The organism is Staphylococcus petrasii, from assembly GCF_002902565.1.
Lineage (GTDB): Bacteria > Bacillota > Bacilli > Staphylococcales > Staphylococcaceae > Staphylococcus > Staphylococcus petrasii.
In genome coordinates, this window is record NZ_PPRC01000019.1 from 1 (window position 1) to 17,698 (window position 17,698).

General features: G+C 34.3%; 17 protein-coding genes. 13 read left to right on the forward strand and 4 right to left on the reverse strand.

Translation table 11 applies throughout. The features are described 5' to 3' along the window. The first annotated feature begins 140 nt into the window (after nucleotides 1–140). From CD127_RS04025 to CD127_RS04040, 4 genes are all read left to right on the forward strand, one after another. Nucleotides 141–1,331 (forward strand): glycine C-acetyltransferase, encoded by a 1,191-nt coding sequence (locus CD127_RS04025; RefSeq protein WP_103297573.1) that lies wholly within the window; start codon nucleotides 141–143, stop codon nucleotides 1,329–1,331. Between the two features lie 129 nt (nucleotides 1,332–1,460). Further along, on the forward strand, nucleotides 1,461–1,967 hold the full coding sequence (locus CD127_RS04030; protein WP_103365852.1) for a GNAT family N-acetyltransferase: 507 nt from the start codon (nucleotides 1,461–1,463) through the stop codon (nucleotides 1,965–1,967). A 12-nt stretch (nucleotides 1,968–1,979) separates the two neighbouring features. Next, entirely contained in the window at nucleotides 1,980–2,399 is a 420-nt protein-coding gene (locus tag CD127_RS04035; protein WP_103328837.1) for an NUDIX hydrolase, read from the forward strand. Between the two features lie 301 nt (nucleotides 2,400–2,700). Continuing rightward, nucleotides 2,701–3,657, forward strand: a complete 957-nt coding sequence (locus CD127_RS04040) for an ornithine cyclodeaminase family protein (RefSeq protein WP_103365853.1) — start codon at nucleotides 2,701–2,703, stop codon at nucleotides 3,655–3,657. 78 nt (nucleotides 3,658–3,735) lie between these two features. Here the strand turns inward: CD127_RS04040 and CD127_RS04045 are convergent, their stop codons facing one another. After that, nucleotides 3,736–6,591 carry a 5'-nucleotidase C-terminal domain-containing protein gene (locus tag CD127_RS04045; RefSeq protein WP_103365854.1) on the reverse strand — a complete coding sequence of 952 codons (2,856 nt, stop codon included), beginning with the start codon at nucleotides 6,589–6,591 and terminating at the stop codon, nucleotides 3,736–3,738. A gap of 286 nt (nucleotides 6,592–6,877) precedes the next feature. On the opposite strand from CD127_RS04045, the gene CD127_RS04050 reads away from it, so the two are divergent. The 3 genes from CD127_RS04050 (at nucleotide 6,878) to CD127_RS04060 (ending at nucleotide 10,957) form a co-directional block, all read left to right on the forward strand. Beyond that, nucleotides 6,878–7,834: an L-threonine 3-dehydrogenase gene (locus CD127_RS04050; protein ID WP_103297578.1), complete on the forward strand. Its 957-nt coding sequence runs from the start codon at nucleotides 6,878–6,880 to the stop codon at nucleotides 7,832–7,834. A gap of 604 nt (nucleotides 7,835–8,438) precedes the next feature. Next, entirely contained in the window at nucleotides 8,439–9,515 is a 1,077-nt protein-coding gene (locus tag CD127_RS04055) for a branched-chain amino acid aminotransferase (protein ID WP_103365855.1), read from the forward strand. Between the two features lie 209 nt (nucleotides 9,516–9,724). Next, entirely contained in the window at nucleotides 9,725–10,957 is a 1,233-nt protein-coding gene (locus CD127_RS04060; RefSeq protein ID WP_103365856.1) for a Fic family protein, read from the forward strand. Nucleotides 10,958–11,227: 270 nt separating this feature from the next. On the opposite strand, the gene CD127_RS04065 is transcribed toward CD127_RS04060, so the two are convergent. Then, nucleotides 11,228–11,845 (reverse strand): phosphatase PAP2 family protein, encoded by a 618-nt coding sequence (locus CD127_RS04065; RefSeq protein ID WP_235851314.1) that lies wholly within the window; start codon nucleotides 11,843–11,845, stop codon nucleotides 11,228–11,230. 459 nt (nucleotides 11,846–12,304) lie between these two features. Between CD127_RS04065 and CD127_RS12625 the strand changes: the two genes are divergently transcribed. Next, nucleotides 12,305–12,463 carry a hypothetical protein gene (locus CD127_RS12625; protein ID WP_160148978.1) on the forward strand — a complete coding sequence of 53 codons (159 nt, stop codon included), beginning with the start codon at nucleotides 12,305–12,307 and terminating at the stop codon, nucleotides 12,461–12,463. A 105-nt stretch (nucleotides 12,464–12,568) separates the two neighbouring features. Next, entirely contained in the window at nucleotides 12,569–13,267 is a 699-nt protein-coding gene (locus tag CD127_RS04070) for an HAD family hydrolase (protein WP_103365858.1), read from the forward strand. A gap of 254 nt (nucleotides 13,268–13,521) precedes the next feature. Here the strand turns inward: CD127_RS04070 and CD127_RS04075 are convergent, their stop codons facing one another. After that, nucleotides 13,522–14,184, reverse strand: coding sequence for a deoxynucleoside kinase (locus CD127_RS04075; RefSeq protein ID WP_103297671.1), 663 nt, complete (start codon nucleotides 14,182–14,184; stop codon nucleotides 13,522–13,524). Then, nucleotides 14,177–14,794, reverse strand: a complete 618-nt coding sequence (locus tag CD127_RS04080) for a deoxynucleoside kinase (RefSeq protein WP_103365859.1) — start codon at nucleotides 14,792–14,794, stop codon at nucleotides 14,177–14,179. Before CD127_RS04080 ends, CD127_RS04075 begins: the two co-directional genes overlap by 8 nt. Nucleotides 14,795–14,857: 63 nt before the next feature. Between CD127_RS04080 and tadA the strand changes: the two genes are divergently transcribed. The 4 genes from tadA to CD127_RS04100 form a co-directional block, all read left to right on the forward strand. Continuing rightward, complete coding sequence (gene tadA, locus CD127_RS04085) at nucleotides 14,858–15,331, forward strand: tRNA adenosine(34) deaminase TadA (RefSeq protein WP_103365860.1); 474 nt, start codon at nucleotides 14,858–14,860, stop codon at nucleotides 15,329–15,331. A gap of 136 nt (nucleotides 15,332–15,467) precedes the next feature. After that, on the forward strand, nucleotides 15,468–16,340 hold the full coding sequence (locus tag CD127_RS04090; RefSeq protein WP_103365861.1) for a Cof-type HAD-IIB family hydrolase: 873 nt from the start codon (nucleotides 15,468–15,470) through the stop codon (nucleotides 16,338–16,340). A gap of 21 nt (nucleotides 16,341–16,361) precedes the next feature. Then, the gene (locus CD127_RS04095; protein WP_103297675.1) at nucleotides 16,362–16,928 is read left to right on the forward strand and encodes an NADPH-dependent FMN reductase; all 567 of its coding nucleotides are present in this window, start codon (nucleotides 16,362–16,364) and stop codon (nucleotides 16,926–16,928) included. Nucleotides 16,929–17,278: 350 nt separating this feature from the next. Continuing rightward, nucleotides 17,279–17,698 (forward strand): YSIRK-type signal peptide-containing protein (locus tag CD127_RS04100; protein WP_142381308.1); only part of this gene is annotated, 420 nt, incomplete at its 3' end.

A 17,698-nucleotide genomic window follows, 5' to 3' on the forward strand; every position in this document is an offset into this window, starting at 1 on the left:
AATAAATACACATTGAAAATACAACTGTACATGACATGAAGAATATGAAATATATTGAATTTACAAGCATGATAGTGCTTTCATGTTCATCAAAAATCAGTTATGATAATGTTGATAAATAAATAAAAGGGGAAATGACAATGGTTCAATCTTTACACAACTTTTTAGAAGAAAATATCCAATATTTAAAAGATAATGGATTATACAATGAAATTGATTCAATTGAAGGTGCGAACGGCCCAGAAATTACTATCAATGGGAAACAATATATCAACTTATCTTCAAACAACTATTTAGGACTAGCTACAAACGAAGATTTAAAAACTGCTGCTAAATCAGCAATCGATTCTCACGGTGTAGGTGCAGGGGCTGTACGTTCAATCAACGGTACTTTAGACTTACATGATGAATTAGAAAAAACATTAGCTGAATTCAAAGGTACTGAAGCAGCTATCGCTTATCAATCTGGATTCAACTGTAACATGGCAGCTATTTCAGCAGTAATGAACAAAAATGACGCTATCCTTTCAGATGAATTAAACCACGCATCTATCATTGATGGTTGTCGTTTATCTAAAGCTAAAATCATCCGTGTTAACCACTCTGATATGGACGATTTAAGAGCTAAAGCAAAAGAAGCTGTTGAATCTGGTCAGTACAACAAAGTGATGTACATTACTGATGGTGTATTCAGCATGGATGGTGACGTTGCTAAATTACCAGAAATCGTTGAAATCGCTGAAGAATTTGGTTTAATCACATATGTTGACGATGCACACGGTTCAGGTGTAATGGGTAAAGGTGCAGGTACAGTTAAACATTTCGGTTTACAAGATAAAATCGACTTCCAAATCGGTACACTTTCAAAAGCAATCGGTGTAGTTGGTGGTTACGTAGCAGGTTCTAAAGAACTTATCGACTGGTTAAAAGCTCAATCAAGACCATTCTTATTCTCAACTTCATTAGCGCCTGGCGACACTAAAGCTATCACTGAAGCTGTAAGAAAATTAATGGCTTCTACTGAATTACATGATAAATTATGGGATAACGCTAAATACTTGAAACAAGGTTTAGAAAAATTAGGTTTCAACACTGGCGAATCTGAAACACCAATTACTCCAGTAATTATCGGTGACGAAAAAGAAACACAAGAATTCAGTAAACGTCTTAAAGACGAAGGAATCTATGTTAAATCTATCGTCTTCCCAACAGTTCCACGTGGTACTGGTCGTGTAAGAAATATGCCTACTGCAGCACATACTAAAGAAATGTTAGATAAAGCAATTGCTGCTTATGAAAAAGTAGGTAAAGAACTAGGAACAATTAAATAATAAAAAAACTACATTTTTATAATGTTATAACATCCATAGGCCACTAGGCTTGTGGATGTTTTTTATATTATTGAGTGATAAACTGAAAATGACATAGCGTATAAACATTTTAGAAAGAGAGAAAAGCTTATGCCCGAATTAAGACAATTAAGTTATCAAGATGAAGAAGCGTTAGTGCAGTATTTAAAAGAGTGGTATGACAATGAAGAAAAAATTGTACCGTCTAATACAGATTTAGCGAAATACGATTCTTTTAAACAAATGATTGATGAGCTTAATAAAGAAGAAGCAGACGCAGATTGGGTGCCTACGACGACATTGTTTTATTTTAAAGATGATCAAATTGTGGGAGCTGTAGATATTCGTCATAAATTAAATAAACGTTTAACTAATATAGGCGGACACGTAGGTTATGGTGTAAGGAAATCATATAGAGGTCAAGGTATCGCTTCAACAATGCTTACAGAAGCTATGAAAATTTTGAAGACGTTAGGCGTTGAGACCGTGTTAATGACATGCAACCCTAAAAATTATGCTTCACAAGCAGTAATGAAACATTGTGGAGGGTACGAAATAACACCTTATACAAAGAAAAATGGTAACTTGGTTAGTCGCTTTGAAATACCTAATGAATGAAGGGAACAGTGTATGAAAGATCTTAAAGTAGTTTACGCATTAATTCAAAATGAAAATGGCGAGGTATTACTTGTTCATAATACAGATGATGATGGATGGTCGTTACCAGGTGGCAAGGTAGAATATGGTGAAACACTAGTGGAAGCGTTAGAACGTGAAGTGATGGAAGAAACTGGTTTGACTGCTAAAGTAGGCGACATCGTTAGCATCAATGAAGGTAAATCAACACGTATGGACGTACATACTTTATTTATTATGTTTAAAGTTACAGTAGATGAATATAAAACAGAAATTCATATGAAAGATGAAATTGCAGAATTACGTTGGCTGACAGTTGAAGAAGCGGATGAGAAGTTAGTGTACTATCATCATAGTTTGAAGGAGTTCTTGTCTAATAAAGCGACGTATTATAACGAAGGCTACGTGGATTAAACTTAGACAGTTTTCAATTTAGAAAAAATCATTCTTCACTGGTGAAGAATGATTGGCGTCAAAAGTTTATAAATAGTTTCATAATAATATGAAATCGCAAGGTTTCTCTAATGAGTGTCCTTGTATTTATAGTATAAAGATAACACCATTTAAACATCTTCACAACACTAAGTTAATGTTTTTTATAAAATAAATTAATATTCACAGTTTCGGCTTTTTTGAGTTCGAAAATGTATTTATTTGACTTAGTTGTAGGGTAATAAGTTAATAATGATGAATATACATGTATGGGGGCGTTTAGATGCTAGTATTAAATGAGCAAGATCAACAGCAATTGTTAAATATGGAAGAAGTCGTTGAGGAAGTAGCGCAGTCGTTGCGAGCATTTTCAGAGGGAAAAACAGAAACACCATTGCGCTATGTCTTACCATTCAATAATGAAAATAGATATTTAGTGATGCCAGCACTCTCAGATGAATTAAAAATAGTCGGCATCAAAACTGTTACATTTGCACCAGATAACCCTAAAAAAGGTAAAAAAACAATTACAGGATCTGTCTTATTAAGTGACTATGAAACTGGAGAAACGTTAGCAGTATTAGATGGTAGTTACTTAACTAAAATTCGTACTGGCGCAATTTCAGGCGTAGCTACTAAGTATTTAGCACGTGAAGATGCGAAAACACTATGTGTGATTGGTGCAGGAGACCAAGCTGAAGGGTTAATTGCAGCAGTGATGGCAGTTAGAAACATTGAAACTGTGCATTTCTCAAGTCGAACTAAAGAGAATGCAGAACGTTTAGCTCAAAATGTAGAGAAAGATTACAACGTGTCTACAAAAGTGTTTGATGAGGCGGACGATGCGATGGAAGAAGCGGATATCGTAGTCACAGCAACTAATTCAACGAAACCCGTATATTCGCACTCATTACATCCGGGCGTTCATCTCAATGCAGTCGGTTCATTCAAACCAGAAATGCAAGAATTGCCATCTGAGTCCATGCTAGTCGCTAATAAAATTGTAGTGGAATCTGTCGAAGCAGCTATGGAAGAAACGGGTGATTTAAAAGTACCTCAAGAAGAAGGTATTATCACAAAAGAATCGTTACATGGAGAACTTGGCGACATCGTAGCAGGTAAAATCCCTGGACGTGAAGATGATAAAGAAGTCACTTTATTTAAGTCAGTAGGCTTAGCAATTGTAGATATTGTAGTAGCGAATTATTTCTATAAAAAAGCAGTGGAAAATAACAAATAGAAATTTAAAAATAAGAAACCGTGTAGATGGCACTTAATTGTCCCATTTACACGGTTTTTTATAATTATTGAAATAAGTTTATGCTGATTTTTTACGGTTACGTAAATAAACTAAACCGGCACCTGTAATTACTAATACGATAGCGATTCCATGTTCTACAATATCTCCATTTTTACCTGTGTTAGGTAATTGAGTGATAGGAGTATGGTGAGATGTCATAAGTGCGTTAGTAGCTATATTAGCATTACTTTGAGCAGTATTATGTGACTGATGTGCATGAGTTGCATTGTCGACTGTATGTTTTCCTTCATGAGATGGTTTGTTCACCGCTACTTCTATTTTATGTGACGAGTGAGAATTACCATTTAAGTGAACGACTTTATGACAATCTACTGCATGATTAGAATGGTTTGCTTCTTGTCCTTTTGCTCCTACTGTATTTGTATTGTCATGTTGATGTTGCGTAGGGAAGGTGATGATGTTGTCGCCTTTATGGTGGTTGTGTTTACCACTTGCGATGTGACCTTTTGTTGCTTCATTTTCAGAAGAAGAGTGATGTTCTGAACCTTGAGGTGCCTTATGATCTTCATGATAGGCAACTTCGCCGTTATGTTTAGGCGCATCCACGTCTACTCCTTCATCAGTATTTCCATGTTGAGGTGTGCCGTTAGCGTTATTGTTGTTATCGCCAGTGTGAGCGCCTGTATTAGGCTGTTCATCACTTTCAGGCTGGCCGTTAATAATACGCACAGGATCTGTTGTATCATATTTGCTTAAATCCGTTTCTTTAATAAATTGTGCCACGACGGCATCTAATGAAATGCCTTCTTCTCGTTGTCCGCCGAACATATCATAGCCATCCCCTTGGTTAGCTGTGAAATCATTTGTAGTAACGTAGTATGTGCGATTTGGATCTAAGTCTTCGTACGCACCTGTTTCTTTATTCAATACTTTAATCGCATTGACGCGCTGTCCGGGTTCTTTATTGATATCAAAGTATACGCGAATTGAGTCAGACACTTGTAAGAAGCCACCGTTTGGGGCTAATACCGTTTTGCCATCTTGGGTTTCTGTATCTGAACCAAGACTATGTTCGAATGCTTTTTCAACATCTGAACCTTTAACTTGAATTTGTGAAATTAAGTTTCCGAATGGTAATACTGTAATAATGTCGTTTTCTGTTACTTTACCTTTTTCAATAGAAGCGCGAATTCCGCCACCATTTGTCACCGCGAAATCTGGTTGATGTGAGAAATTCTTAGCGCCGTATGCTTCCATTGCATCTGTAATTAAGTTACCTAAATTGGTTTCTTGCGTACGCGCTTGGGCACGTTCTCCGTTAAATGTCACGGTGTTGTTAGGAATGACCACTGTAGATGTTTCTTTCAAGAATTCATCGTTGGCTTTCTTCGTTTGAGCTTCGATTTGAGGGTCAGCTGTCACATCTTTAGCATCCGCCACATTGATTAGTGAAGCATTAACGTCAGAAGCTTTTTTATTTTGAAAATTAAAATCAACACGGCCAACATTAGCTAGTGCCGTTCCAGTCTGAGCAAGGACATTGTTTGTACCATAATGTTCACCATGTTCAATGACCGTATGTGAATGTCCATCTAATACAAAAATCGGTTGCTTGAAAACGCCACTTTTTGTTAATTGATCGATAAGATAGTCGCCACGCCAAATAGACTTTGTCGATTTATCTACACCTAAATGCGATAAAATAACGAACACATCGACCTTATTTTTAATATCTGTCATTGCTTGCGTCACACTAGGAAGCGGGTCTTTGAATTCGACACCTTCTACAGCAGTAGGAGAAGTCTTTGTCTTCGTTTCAGGCGTTGTCACACCTACAATCCCATAACGAATATTATTTTTATTGACGATAGTAGAAGGTTGGAACACACGCTGTCCGTTTTTATAAATATTAGATGAAACCATTGGGAAGTTAAGCTGTTTCTGTAATCGCATTAATTGATCATAACCAAAGTCAAATTCATGGTTTCCGATAGTCATCGCGTCGTAGCCAACGCCATTCATCGCTTTAGCCATTTCTTCACCTTTAGATTTGTTAGATACTGGTAATCCTTGGAAAGCATCGCCAGAATCAACGACTAAATCTGGATGATATTGTTCTTTAAGGCCCTTAAATTTAGCCATACCAATTACTCTGCCTTCATCTTCTACAAAACGGCCATGAATGTCATTAGTATGTAAAATTGTATGCTTTGCAGTATTAGTAGAAGACTTAGGAGTTGGTGCAACTGCTTTTGTTGAAGGTTTAGCAGGTTCTACTGATTTTGTTGCTTGAGTTGTGTCTTTAGGAGTTTCTGTTTTAACTTTCTGTGTTGTATCTGCGGTAGTATTTGGTGTTTCTGTAGTGTTGTTATTTTGCGGTTGTTGTACTGATTCTTGTACAGTTTTTGAACTTTTGTTCTCTTGCGTAGAAGGTTGAGTTTTTGTTGCTACTTCTTGAGTAGGCGCTTCAGTAGTTGCTTTTTCTTCAATTTTTGAAGATGTTGCTACCTCTTGAGAAGCTGGCGTAGCAGTTTTATTAACTTCTTGAGAAGGTGTTTTTACCGATGTTTCATTTTTTGAAAAGGCAGAACCTTGAGATGAATCAAGGGACTTCTCTGAAGTAGCAGGTTGTGTAGAAGGTGACGTCACAACTTGATGTGTTGATGTTGTATCCTGGTGTGTTGGTTTCATATCCTGTTGTGCTGTGGTTATATCTTGTTGTGATGATACTGCATCTTCATGTGTTGTGGTTGTATCTTGATGAGAAGGTGTTTGTACGGATGTAGTTGTTTCAGTACTAACAGCATTATTAGACGAGTTAGTATCTTGTGTTTCGGCAGCGTAGGATGTGCCAGATACTAAACCGAATGCTAAAAATAAAATAAGTATGAATGGAACGAGATACTGTTTCATATTAGCCTCCTTTATGAATAAAATTTACATTTTCATCTTAGCATAAGGCGGGGGATATAAAGCTTTCTTGTGGGATTATTTACGTTAATTTTAAAAATAATTAATAAATATGGTGTTTTGTGGGCTAAGTATCTCTGACTTTTCAAAAAAAGAGAAAAGTAAAAAGGATGTACTTTGTGAGTATACAAGAAAGCGCTTTTATACTATAATAAACATGTAATCAGGGACTATGTATTCTCTGAAAGGACAATTATACGTGTAGAACACACAAAGGGAGCTTTTATTTATGGAAAGAATAATTATTACAGGAGCGCTTGGTCAAATCGGGACTGAGTTGGTATTAAAATGTCGTGAAATTTATGGGAATGATAATGTTTTAGCGACGGATATTAGAGAGCCTGAAGAGGGTTCACCGGTTGCAAATGGACCGTTTGAAATTTTAGACGTAACTGATCGCGATAAAATGATGAAAATCGCTGAGGACTTTAAAGCGGATACGTTAATGCATATGGCGGCTTTATTATCTGCGACTGCTGAGAAGAATCCTCTTTTAGCTTGGGACTTAAATATGGGCGGTTTAATGAATGCTTTAGAAACTGCTAGAAAATATGATTTACATTTCTTCACGCCAAGTTCTATTGGTGCGTTTGGTGATTCAACACCTAAGAAAAATACGCCACAAAATACGATTCAACAACCTACTACTATGTATGGTGTGAATAAGGTTGCTGGTGAGTTATTATGCCAATACTACTTCAAAAAATTCGGCGTCGATACGCGTAGTGTGAGATTCCCTGGTCTTATTTCTCATGTTAAAGAGCCAGGTGGCGGTACAACTGACTATGCCGTTGAGATTTACTTTGAAGCGGTTAGAAAAGGTCGTTATACAAGCTATATCGCGAAAGATACTTACATGGATATGATGTATATGGATGATGCGATTGATGCGATTATTAAATTGATGGAAGCGGATGCTGACAAGCTTGAAACGCGTAATGGTTATAACTTAAGTGCGATGAGTTTCGAGCCTGAGGAAATCAAAGCTGCAATTCAAAAACATTATCCTGATTTCGTGTTAGATTATGAAGTGGATCCAGCGCGTCAAGCGATTGCGGATAGCTGGCCTGATAATATTGATACTAGTTATTCTCGTAAAGAGTGGGGCTTTGATCCTAAATATGATTTAGCTGGTATGACTGAATTAATGTTAAAAGCGATTGAAGAAAAAGAGAAAAATAAATAAGTTTGATGTATTGAACTAGCAGGGTCGTCGTGCCCTGCTAGTTTTTTGTGTGAAAAGGGGTCTAAAATGGATTGCCATTTCACTTAAGTTGAGGCGCTTGCCTAGGGGGCTGGGTCGAGCCTTGGTCTCGACACTCATCCTGCTCCCCTAGGAGTCTCGCAATTACGTTTCGCTATCTATCTTAGAACTACTTACGTAAGTGTATGAACCCTTAAGTTCCTTTCCCCAGCTTGCTTTGTTTGTAGACTTTCTATGTGAAAGTCTTTGTGCTGGGGCCCCGCGCTCAACTGCGTTCCATTATCCATTTTAGAACTACTTACTTAAATACTTGAGCATTTTCATTCAATATATTTATCGTGTTTTTAATACTTTTTTACTTACATAATTATTAATATATATGTAAATAGTACTAATAAAATTGTAGAATTACTAATATTCATTTTCAAAGATGGATTTAAATTAATTGTTAATATATGTTATTTTTGAAGAAAGGGTTTACAATAAGGGTTTAGTTTGAATTTTTTGAAAATTTATTGAATAGAAAATATGAGATTGCTATAATTTAAGTTACTATTAATCAGGAAAACATTAGGAGGTTTTCATCATGTCAGAAAAAGTTAAATTTGAACAACGCGAGACACTTAAAGAAAAACCAGAAGGCAATTTGGGATTTGGTCAGTACTTCACTGATTACATGTTAAGTTTAGACTACGATAGTGATAAAGGTTGGCATGATTTAAAAATCGTTCCTTACGCACCAATTGAAGTTTCTCCAGCTGCACAAGGGCTTCACTATGGTCAAGCAGTATTCGAAGGGTTAAAAGCTTACAAACATAACGGTGAAGTAGTATTATTCCGTCCAGATCAAAACTTCAAACGTATCAACGATTCATTAGCACGTTTAGAAATGCCTAAAGTAGATGAAGAGTTATTATTAGATGGATTAAAACAACTTGTTGATGTTGAACGTGACTGGGTACCTGAAGGTGAAGGTCAATCATTATATATTCGTCCATTCGTATTCGCAACAGAAGGTATTTTAGGGGTAAGAGCTTCTCATCAATATAAATTATTAATTATCTTATCTCCATCTGGTGCATATTATGGTGGCGACACTTTAAAAACAACTAAAATTTATGTAGAAGACGAATATGTTCGTGCCGTACGCGGTGGTGTAGGTTTCGCCAAAGTAGCAGGTAACTATGCAGCAAGCTTATTAGCACAAACAAACGCGAACCAATTAGGTTATGACCAGGTATTATGGTTAGACGGTGTTGAACGTAAATACGTTGAAGAAGTAGGTAGTATGAATATCTTCTTCGTTGAAAATGGAAAACTCGTTACACCAGCATTAAATGGTAGTATCTTACCAGGTATTACACGTAAATCAATTATTGAATTAGCTAAAGAACTTGGTTACGAAGTTGAAGAACGTAAAGTAGGTATCGATGAATTATTCGAAGCATGCGATAAAGGCGAATTAACAGAAGTATTCGGTTCAGGTACTGCAGCAGTTATTTCACCGGTAGGCGTATTAAAATACGAAGACCGTGAAATCGTAATTAACAATAACGAACCAGGCGAAATCACTAAAAAATTATATGACACTTACACAGGCATCCAAAGTGGTAAATTAGAAGACAAACACGGTTGGAGAGTCGTAGTACCAGAATATAAATAATCGAGATTTTAATGAGCTAGAAACGCTGGAATAAAGCGATTTCTAGCTTTTTTTATGTCCATTTATCAAATTTATACATAAAATGTATATAGAAAAAGAAAAATATCTTTAAACCTAATACTTCTATAATATAATAATGGAAAATTAATTATAATAATCTTAAGTATAAACGTCATATTTGTATATATGATAAGTAAGGAGGTGTTTAATTGGAATATAAATCGCTTAAAAAGCTTTTTCATATGTATGGTTGGGATAGTATTGAAACTGAATATAATATGAGATTAAATAGTTATTCAAGTTATGTAACAGATTTTATAATTCATCCAATACAAGATGAAAAACAAAGATTAGAAATTAAATATCCCTTATTTTTTGTTATAAATCGTGCATTATGTATTCGTTTAGAAAAAGTTTTAAACAATTCAGATAGAATTAAGCAACTGTCTACTTCATTACCTAATGTTGCTAATAAATTATACATAAAGCATTTATTAATAAATGAGCTACAAAGTACTAATGAAATTGAAAATGTGAAAAGTACGAAAAAAGAAATAGCTGCTTCTTTAAATAAAACTAAAGGTGAAAATAAACGTTTCGATGGGTTAGTAAATCAGTATATTATGCTAGAAAACGGTAATGTTTCTTTTAATTCAGTATCAGATATACGTGAAATTTTTGATTCTATTGTTTCATCTGAAATTAAAGAAACTGATTTGCCTGATGGAAATTTATTTAGAAAGAATTCAATTGGTGTTTATGATAATTCAAAAAGTAAATGGGTACATAGAAATGAATTTAATGAACCAGAAATCTTTGAGTATTTAACGATGTTAATAAGTTTTATTAAACATTATGAGGCCCCGGCAATTTACAAAATTTTAGCTAGTCATTACATGTTTGAATATATACATCCTTTTTATGACGGTAATGGAAGAGTAGGAAGATATATTTTAGCAAAACTACTAAATGATAATTTAGATTCTTTTACAGCTCTTACTTTTTCATATGTAGTAAATAATAATAAAAATAAATATTATAAATCGTTTGAAGAAGCCTCTGATTATTTTAATAAAGGTGAATTAACAAATTTTATCGATGAGATGATGCAATTACTTATTGAAGGTCAAAATAATATTATAGAAACTTTTGAAAATAACATTAAAATAATTACAAGATTAGCAAAATCACTCGATCAACAAACATTAAATAAATATGATTTAGATGTCCTGTTTGTATTGCTTCAAGACAAAGTATTTGGAAGTAAATATTCAAGAATAAGCATAAAAGAAGTGAAAGATATCGTCGGTTACTCAAGAAATAAGGTTAATGAAGTAATCTCTAAATATGAAGATAAACTTGTTAAATTAAAAAGTAATCCAGTAGTTTACGAAGTGAAAGACAGTTATGTAGAAGAACTGCTTTCGATTGAATTAAAATAATTGTTTTAATAACAGATTTGCATCTTAAATAATCATTTACGCAAGAATGTCCAAAAACTTCTAAAGGAAGCTAAACTATAGGTATAAGACAAATTTATAAGGAGTGAAATCAAATGGCAGACGTATTCGGTTTCATTAAAAAAGTCATCGATTTAGTAAGTGGCATTCTTGTACACGGCGAACCTAAATAAGTTGTTAAATTGTATAGTAAATACCTTCTAAAAGTTAGATCAAATTCTAACATTTAGGAGGTATTTTTTTAATTAAGAATTATAAATTTGAAACGTGGTAATTTTTATTTTTCCTAAAAATATTTAATTGATTCAATTTCACCGCAAAACGTTGATATAAAATCATAAAGCCAAAGCCCCAAGATAGGCTAAATGTAACGCCACCTAATACATCTGTTAAATAATGAGCATGGAAGTATAGTCTTGAGAAGAGGATACTTATCCAAGCAATAATCAATACTGAAGTTAATGACCATTTTAATAGTTGGCTGTGAATTTTCGGGATAAAGAACAGTACAATAATCATAATAACTAGTGTACTAGCTAATGAGTGACCACTAGGGAAAGAAAAACCAGCATCAATAGATAAATGATCGTAAGGACGAGCCCGGTGTAATACATCTTTCAGCAGGATACCTACAATTCCACCTGATGCTACAGTCAATAGTAGCCAAAGAGATAGTATAAAATGACGTTTGAAAAATACTATAATCGCAATGATAATAGTTAAAATAACAAAAGTTACTATATCTCCATAAGTCGCCACTGTGGTCATGTAATCGTTAAACCACTTACCCTGATAATTCATTTGTGGCTCTCCAAATGTATGTAAGAACCAATTGAAAGAAGTTTTATCAATAATATTTATTAATAACATGTGAAGCCTCATGCCTAACACGATAATTAAGAAAGACAACGCACTTATAATAAATAAAATGTTTATTTTAGATTTATTAAATGAAGTATTCATAATTTATTTGCACCTTTAATCATTTTTATTTAGTTTAACGTATTAAAGTGATAAAGTAATCGGCACTAAGACGCATGAATCTATAAGACTTAAAACCTATACACTAGTTAATATGCAAATAAATGCAAATTTATGAACAATAATATTGAAAAAGAAAGACCCCACTAATCTATTGACTAATGGGGTAAGCTTTTACGATTTATGAAATTGAATAACCGTGCTTAATTTTACCCACATATAATAGTTGTAAACTACTTATTTTGATAAAAAATTAATGTTTTCATCAAATAGCACATTCAAATGTTATATTGTTGTTGAAAGTAATATGTTCCACTTTTTAAAAATAAAAGAAAGGTGATAAATATTATGATTATTCGTGCGATAAAAGAATTTATCAAAGGTGCCAAAAAAGGTGTAAACGAAGCTAAAGAAAGTCCAGAGAAATTTGAATATGGCGTATCTAAAGAAGAGGCGCGTCGTAGAAAATTTAGAGAAGACCATAATAACCAAAAAAACAATAACTAAAAACCCTAGCTTTGCTCCAGCCATTTCACATTTCTATACGAATTAGCACTATCTATATTACAATAGAAGAGTTATAAATCATGAATGGCAGGAGTGTTAGTTGAAATGGAATGGATATTATTTGATAAAGACGGAACATTAATTGAATTTGATAAGAGCTGGGAGAAGATTGGCGTTCGTCTTGTAGACAGTTTTTTAGATAAATTTCCAATCGCTGATAAAGAAGCGGCACATCGTCAACTTGGCGTAATTGATGATGCGATTGTGCCGAATTCTGTCATGGGTTCAGGCTCACTGGATGATATGGTGAAGGCATTTAATAATATAGCCGGTGAAGATGTATCGGATTGGACACGTAACACAAGCCAAGAACTTGTAGATAATCGCGTACCAGAGAATAACTGGATTGAAGGCGTTTATGAAACTATTAAAGCTCTGAAAAATGAGGGCTATAAAATTGGTATCGTCACAAGTGACTCTCGAAAAGGTGTCATGCAATTCTTAGAAGATACAAATTCAGAAGACGCATTTGACTTAATCATCTCTACTGAAACACATGCTGCTGAAAAACCAAATCCAGCAGTACTTAACCCATTATTCGATCACTATGATGTTAGACCTGCAGATGTGGTTATCGTAGGAGATACGAATAATGACATGAAAACAAAAGTAAATGCAGAATTGGGCCTAGCAATCGGCGTATTAAGTGGCATCGCTAAAAAAGATGAACTAGAAGACGCAGACTATATCATCGATACAGCCGTAGACGTCCCAAAAATACTAAAACAACACAGCGAAAAATAATTATAGAGTATTAATGTTTGAACATATAAAAAAGTTAATAAATGTGAATTTCCGTTTGAGTAAGTAGTTCTAAGATGAATAACGAATGACGTTGCGCGACTCTTGGCGGAAAAGAAAGAGCTTAAGACTACAGGCTTAAGCCTTTCCCGCAAGAAAGCGTCGCAACAAAATGAGTTAAATCCATTTTAGAACTACGTCAATACACAAAACGCCTGCACAATTCAATTGATTGTGCAGGCATTTTCAATTAACTATTATCTATTATCCACATTGCGATACGTATTAATAATATGCGCAATTTTATCAATAATTGGGTCTAAAGAATCAGGATTTTCATGAATATCATACTCATTAATATTAATGCGAACCACTGGACACGCATTGAAGTTATTAATCCACGTTTCATAACGCTTAAACAGCTTTTGCCAATACTCAGGATCCGTATTAATTTCCATATCACGACCACGACGCTTAATACGCTCAATTACCTCATCATAATCACACTCTAAATAGATCAATACATCTGGCTTTGGAAAATATGGCGTCATTACCATCGCATTAAATAACTCCGAATACGTCTTAAAGTCATCTTCACTCATCGTACCTTGTTCTTCATGCATCTTCGCAAAAATATCCACATCTTCATAAATAGAACGATCTTGAATAAAACCGCCACCATATTCAAACATACGTTTTTGTTCTTTAAAACGCTCTGCTAAAAAATAAATCTGTAAATGAAAACTCCAACGCTCAAAATCATCATAAAATTTATCTAAATAAGGATTATGGTCTACATTTTCAAAAGAAGTCTTAAAATTCAATTTGTCAGCTAACGCCTGTGTTAATGTTGACTTTCCTACTCCCACTGTCCCAGCAATTGTAATAATTGCATTCTGAGGTACGCCGTAATTATTCATGTTCACTATCTCCTATCATTGGTTTAATTTGTTCTAAAATATATTGATAATCTGCTTCATTATTTACAAAATCAATGTCACTTGTATTGATCAATACAACATTTGCGCCTTCTTGTTTTAGAGCTTCATACAGCGCTAAATAATCTCTTTTTAAATTTAATAAATAATCATCTTCAATTTGGTGCTCAAAACTGCGCTTTCGTTTCGCTATACGCTTTTTCAAAATATTTAAATCTGCATCTAAGAAAATAATCATATTTGGCATTTCAATATCTTCCGTCAAAATATCAAAAATGCGATTGAATTTATCAAATTCTGCATCATCCAACGTATTACGAGCAAAAAGTTTATTTTTATAAATATGATAATCACTGACAACGCCTTGCTTCATTTCTGCAATATCTTTGGCTTGCTTATAGCGATTACATAAGAAGAACATTTCTGTTTGAAAGCTCCATTTAGAAATGTCATCGTAAAAATCTGATAAAAAGGGGTTCTCGTCAATAATTTCTTTTTCTTCATAATAATTCAAAGTTTGGCTAAGTTTATGAGCTAAAGAAGACTTACCTACACCGATAGGACCTTCGATTGCGATAAATGGTTTATTCATAATCACATCTCCAAATGTTAAAATAGACAATGAGTATTGTATCACAAGTGAGGTAGGACACACATGGCAAATGATGAATATTACATGAATTTAGCGATTGAGGAAGCAAAGAAAGCGCAACAACTTGGCGAAGTTCCCATTGGGGCCATAATTGTAAAAGATGACGAAATTATCGCGCGTGCTCACAATTTAAGAGAAACTGCACAACAGCCGACTGCACATGCGGAACATATTGCGATTGAACGTGCCTCGAAAGTGGTGGAAAGTTGGCGTTTGGAAGACTGCACGCTATATGTCACGCTTGAACCATGTGTTATGTGTGCCGGCGCGATTGTGATGAGTCGTATTCCTAAAGTAGTGTTTGGCGCCATGGATCCTAAAGGCGGATGTAGCGGTAGTTTGATGAATTTACTTGAGGAGCCTCGCTTTAATCACAGGGCCTCGGTTGTTACGGGCGTTCTTAAAAATGAATGTGGCGATTTGTTGCGTAACTTTTTCCGTGAACTGCGAGCGAAGAAGTCTAAAACAAACATTTAAGCGTACAAACTGTCGTAAATTTGTTAAAATATACACTGAATTTAAAGTTTAAAATTTCATACTTTTGTTAAGCAAATGCCCTTTTTCAAAAAAAGAAAAATTGATAGGGATTAAGTCAATGAAACGAGGTAACTGTATGATTAAATTAATAGCAACGGATATGGATGGCACATTATTAAATGCAGCGCATGAGATTTCTCAAGAGAACATTGATGCCATTAAATATGCGCAATCTCAAGGGATTACAGTCGTTATTGCGACGGGACGTGCGTTCTATGAAGCGAGTACGCCTATCGCTGATACGGATTTGACTGTGCCATATATTTGCCTGAATGGGGCTGAAGTGCGTGATGAATCTCATAATATTATGAGCACTTCTCACTTAAACCATGAATTGGTGGAACGTATTAAATCAATCTTGAATAAAGATAATGTGTATTATCAAATTTATACAAATAGAGGGATTTATACGGAAGATCCTACGCGTGATTTAGATATTTATATTGATATTGCTAAGCAAGCGGGTCAAGAGGCAGATGTTGAAAAGATTAAAGCAGGAATTCAAAAACGTATTGATAATGGTTCACTAAAAGTGGTAGACAGTTATGAAGATATTGAAGATGTTCCTGGTGAATTAATTATGAAAGTGTTGGCCTTTAATCCTGATTTAGAAAAGATTAAAGCAATTGGAGAAGAACTCGCATCTATTTCAAGTTTAGCGATTTCATCATCTTCACGAGGTAACTTAGAGATCACGCATGCAGAAGCACAAAAAGGGATTGCGCTAGAAACGATTGCGGATCAACTTAACATCGATTTACAAGATGTGATGGCATTAGGTGATAACTTAAATGATGCGTCGATGTTAGAGCGCGTTGGTTATCCGGTTGCTATGGAGAATGCAATGCCTGAAGTGAAGGCGATTGCTAAATACGTTACTGATACGAATGAAAATAGTGGCGTTGGTAAAGCAATTATGAAGTTTTTGAAAGAAGAGCAGAATAAATAATTAAAGAGGAGTTTTGTAATGATGAAAGGACTTATTATTGTAGGAAGTGCCCAAGTTGGCTCACATACAAACGCATTGGCGAAATATTTAGTAGGCCAATTTGATAATCATGAAATGGATGTCGATATTTTCGATTTAGCTGAGAAACCATTAAATCAGTTAGACTTCTCAGGCACGACACCTTCAGTTGACGAAATCAAAGCCAATACGAAAGAGTTCAAAGAGAAGACAATGGAAGCGGATTTCTTAATCCTTGGTACACCAAACTATCATGGTTCATATTCTGGTATTTTGAAAAATGCGTTAGACCACGTCAACATGGATTATTTTAAAATGAAACCAGTCGGCTTAATCGGCAATAGCGGTGGCATTGTAAGTTCTGAACCATTATCACACTTACGCGTTATCGTAAGAAGCTTATTAGGTATCGCTGTACCTACACAAATTGCTACACATGACTCTGATTACGGTAAATTAGATGACGGCACATTATATTTAGATGATGAACAATTCCAATTACGCGCAAAATTATTCGTAGATCAAATTGTATCATTTGTGAATAATAGTCCGTACGAACATTTAAAATAAAAAATAATAATACAGAAAAATGTATATATAATAGAAGAAACTAGTTTAAAGAGCGATGAAAATCGCTCTTTTTTTAATTGTAAAATATGTTGCATATTGTTATTTACTTAGTAAGGTAACTTGTTTTGCTCAAATTTAATAGTTCAATAAAAAATTACATATAATTTACAATGTAAATTATGTTTTTTTAGTTTTTTTATCTAAGAAATGTGGTATATTGTTTTTGCATATAATTGTTAGTCAATTATTTTCTAGCAAATATATAAGGAAATATTTTTAATTTTGTAAAATGTTTTCTAACTCAATAACAAGTGTTGGAGTAATTAATCGAAAATTAGGAGTGATTTTGTTTGAGAAAAAAACAGAACAAAAGACTAGATTTTCTACCGAATAGACAAAATAAATATTCGATTAGAAAATTTACTGTAGGGACAGCTTCCATATTAGTAGGGGCTACATTAATTTTTGGAAGTGCACATGACGAAGCAAAAGCTGCTGAAAAAGATCAAGTAACTACTACTTCTGACAGTAGCCAACAGTCGAGTGTTAAAGAAAAAGGAAATGTGCAGACTGTTGAAAAAAATTCATCACAAACTGAACAAGTAGATGTAACACATCAACCTCAACCAAGTACGGAAGAGATTAGTAAAGAAGCGACAACTCAAGCACCAAGTACAGAAGAAACTAGTAAAGAAGCAACAACACAAGAGCCAAGTACAGAAAAAACTAGTAAAGAAGCAACAACACAAGAGCCAAGTACAGAAGAAGCT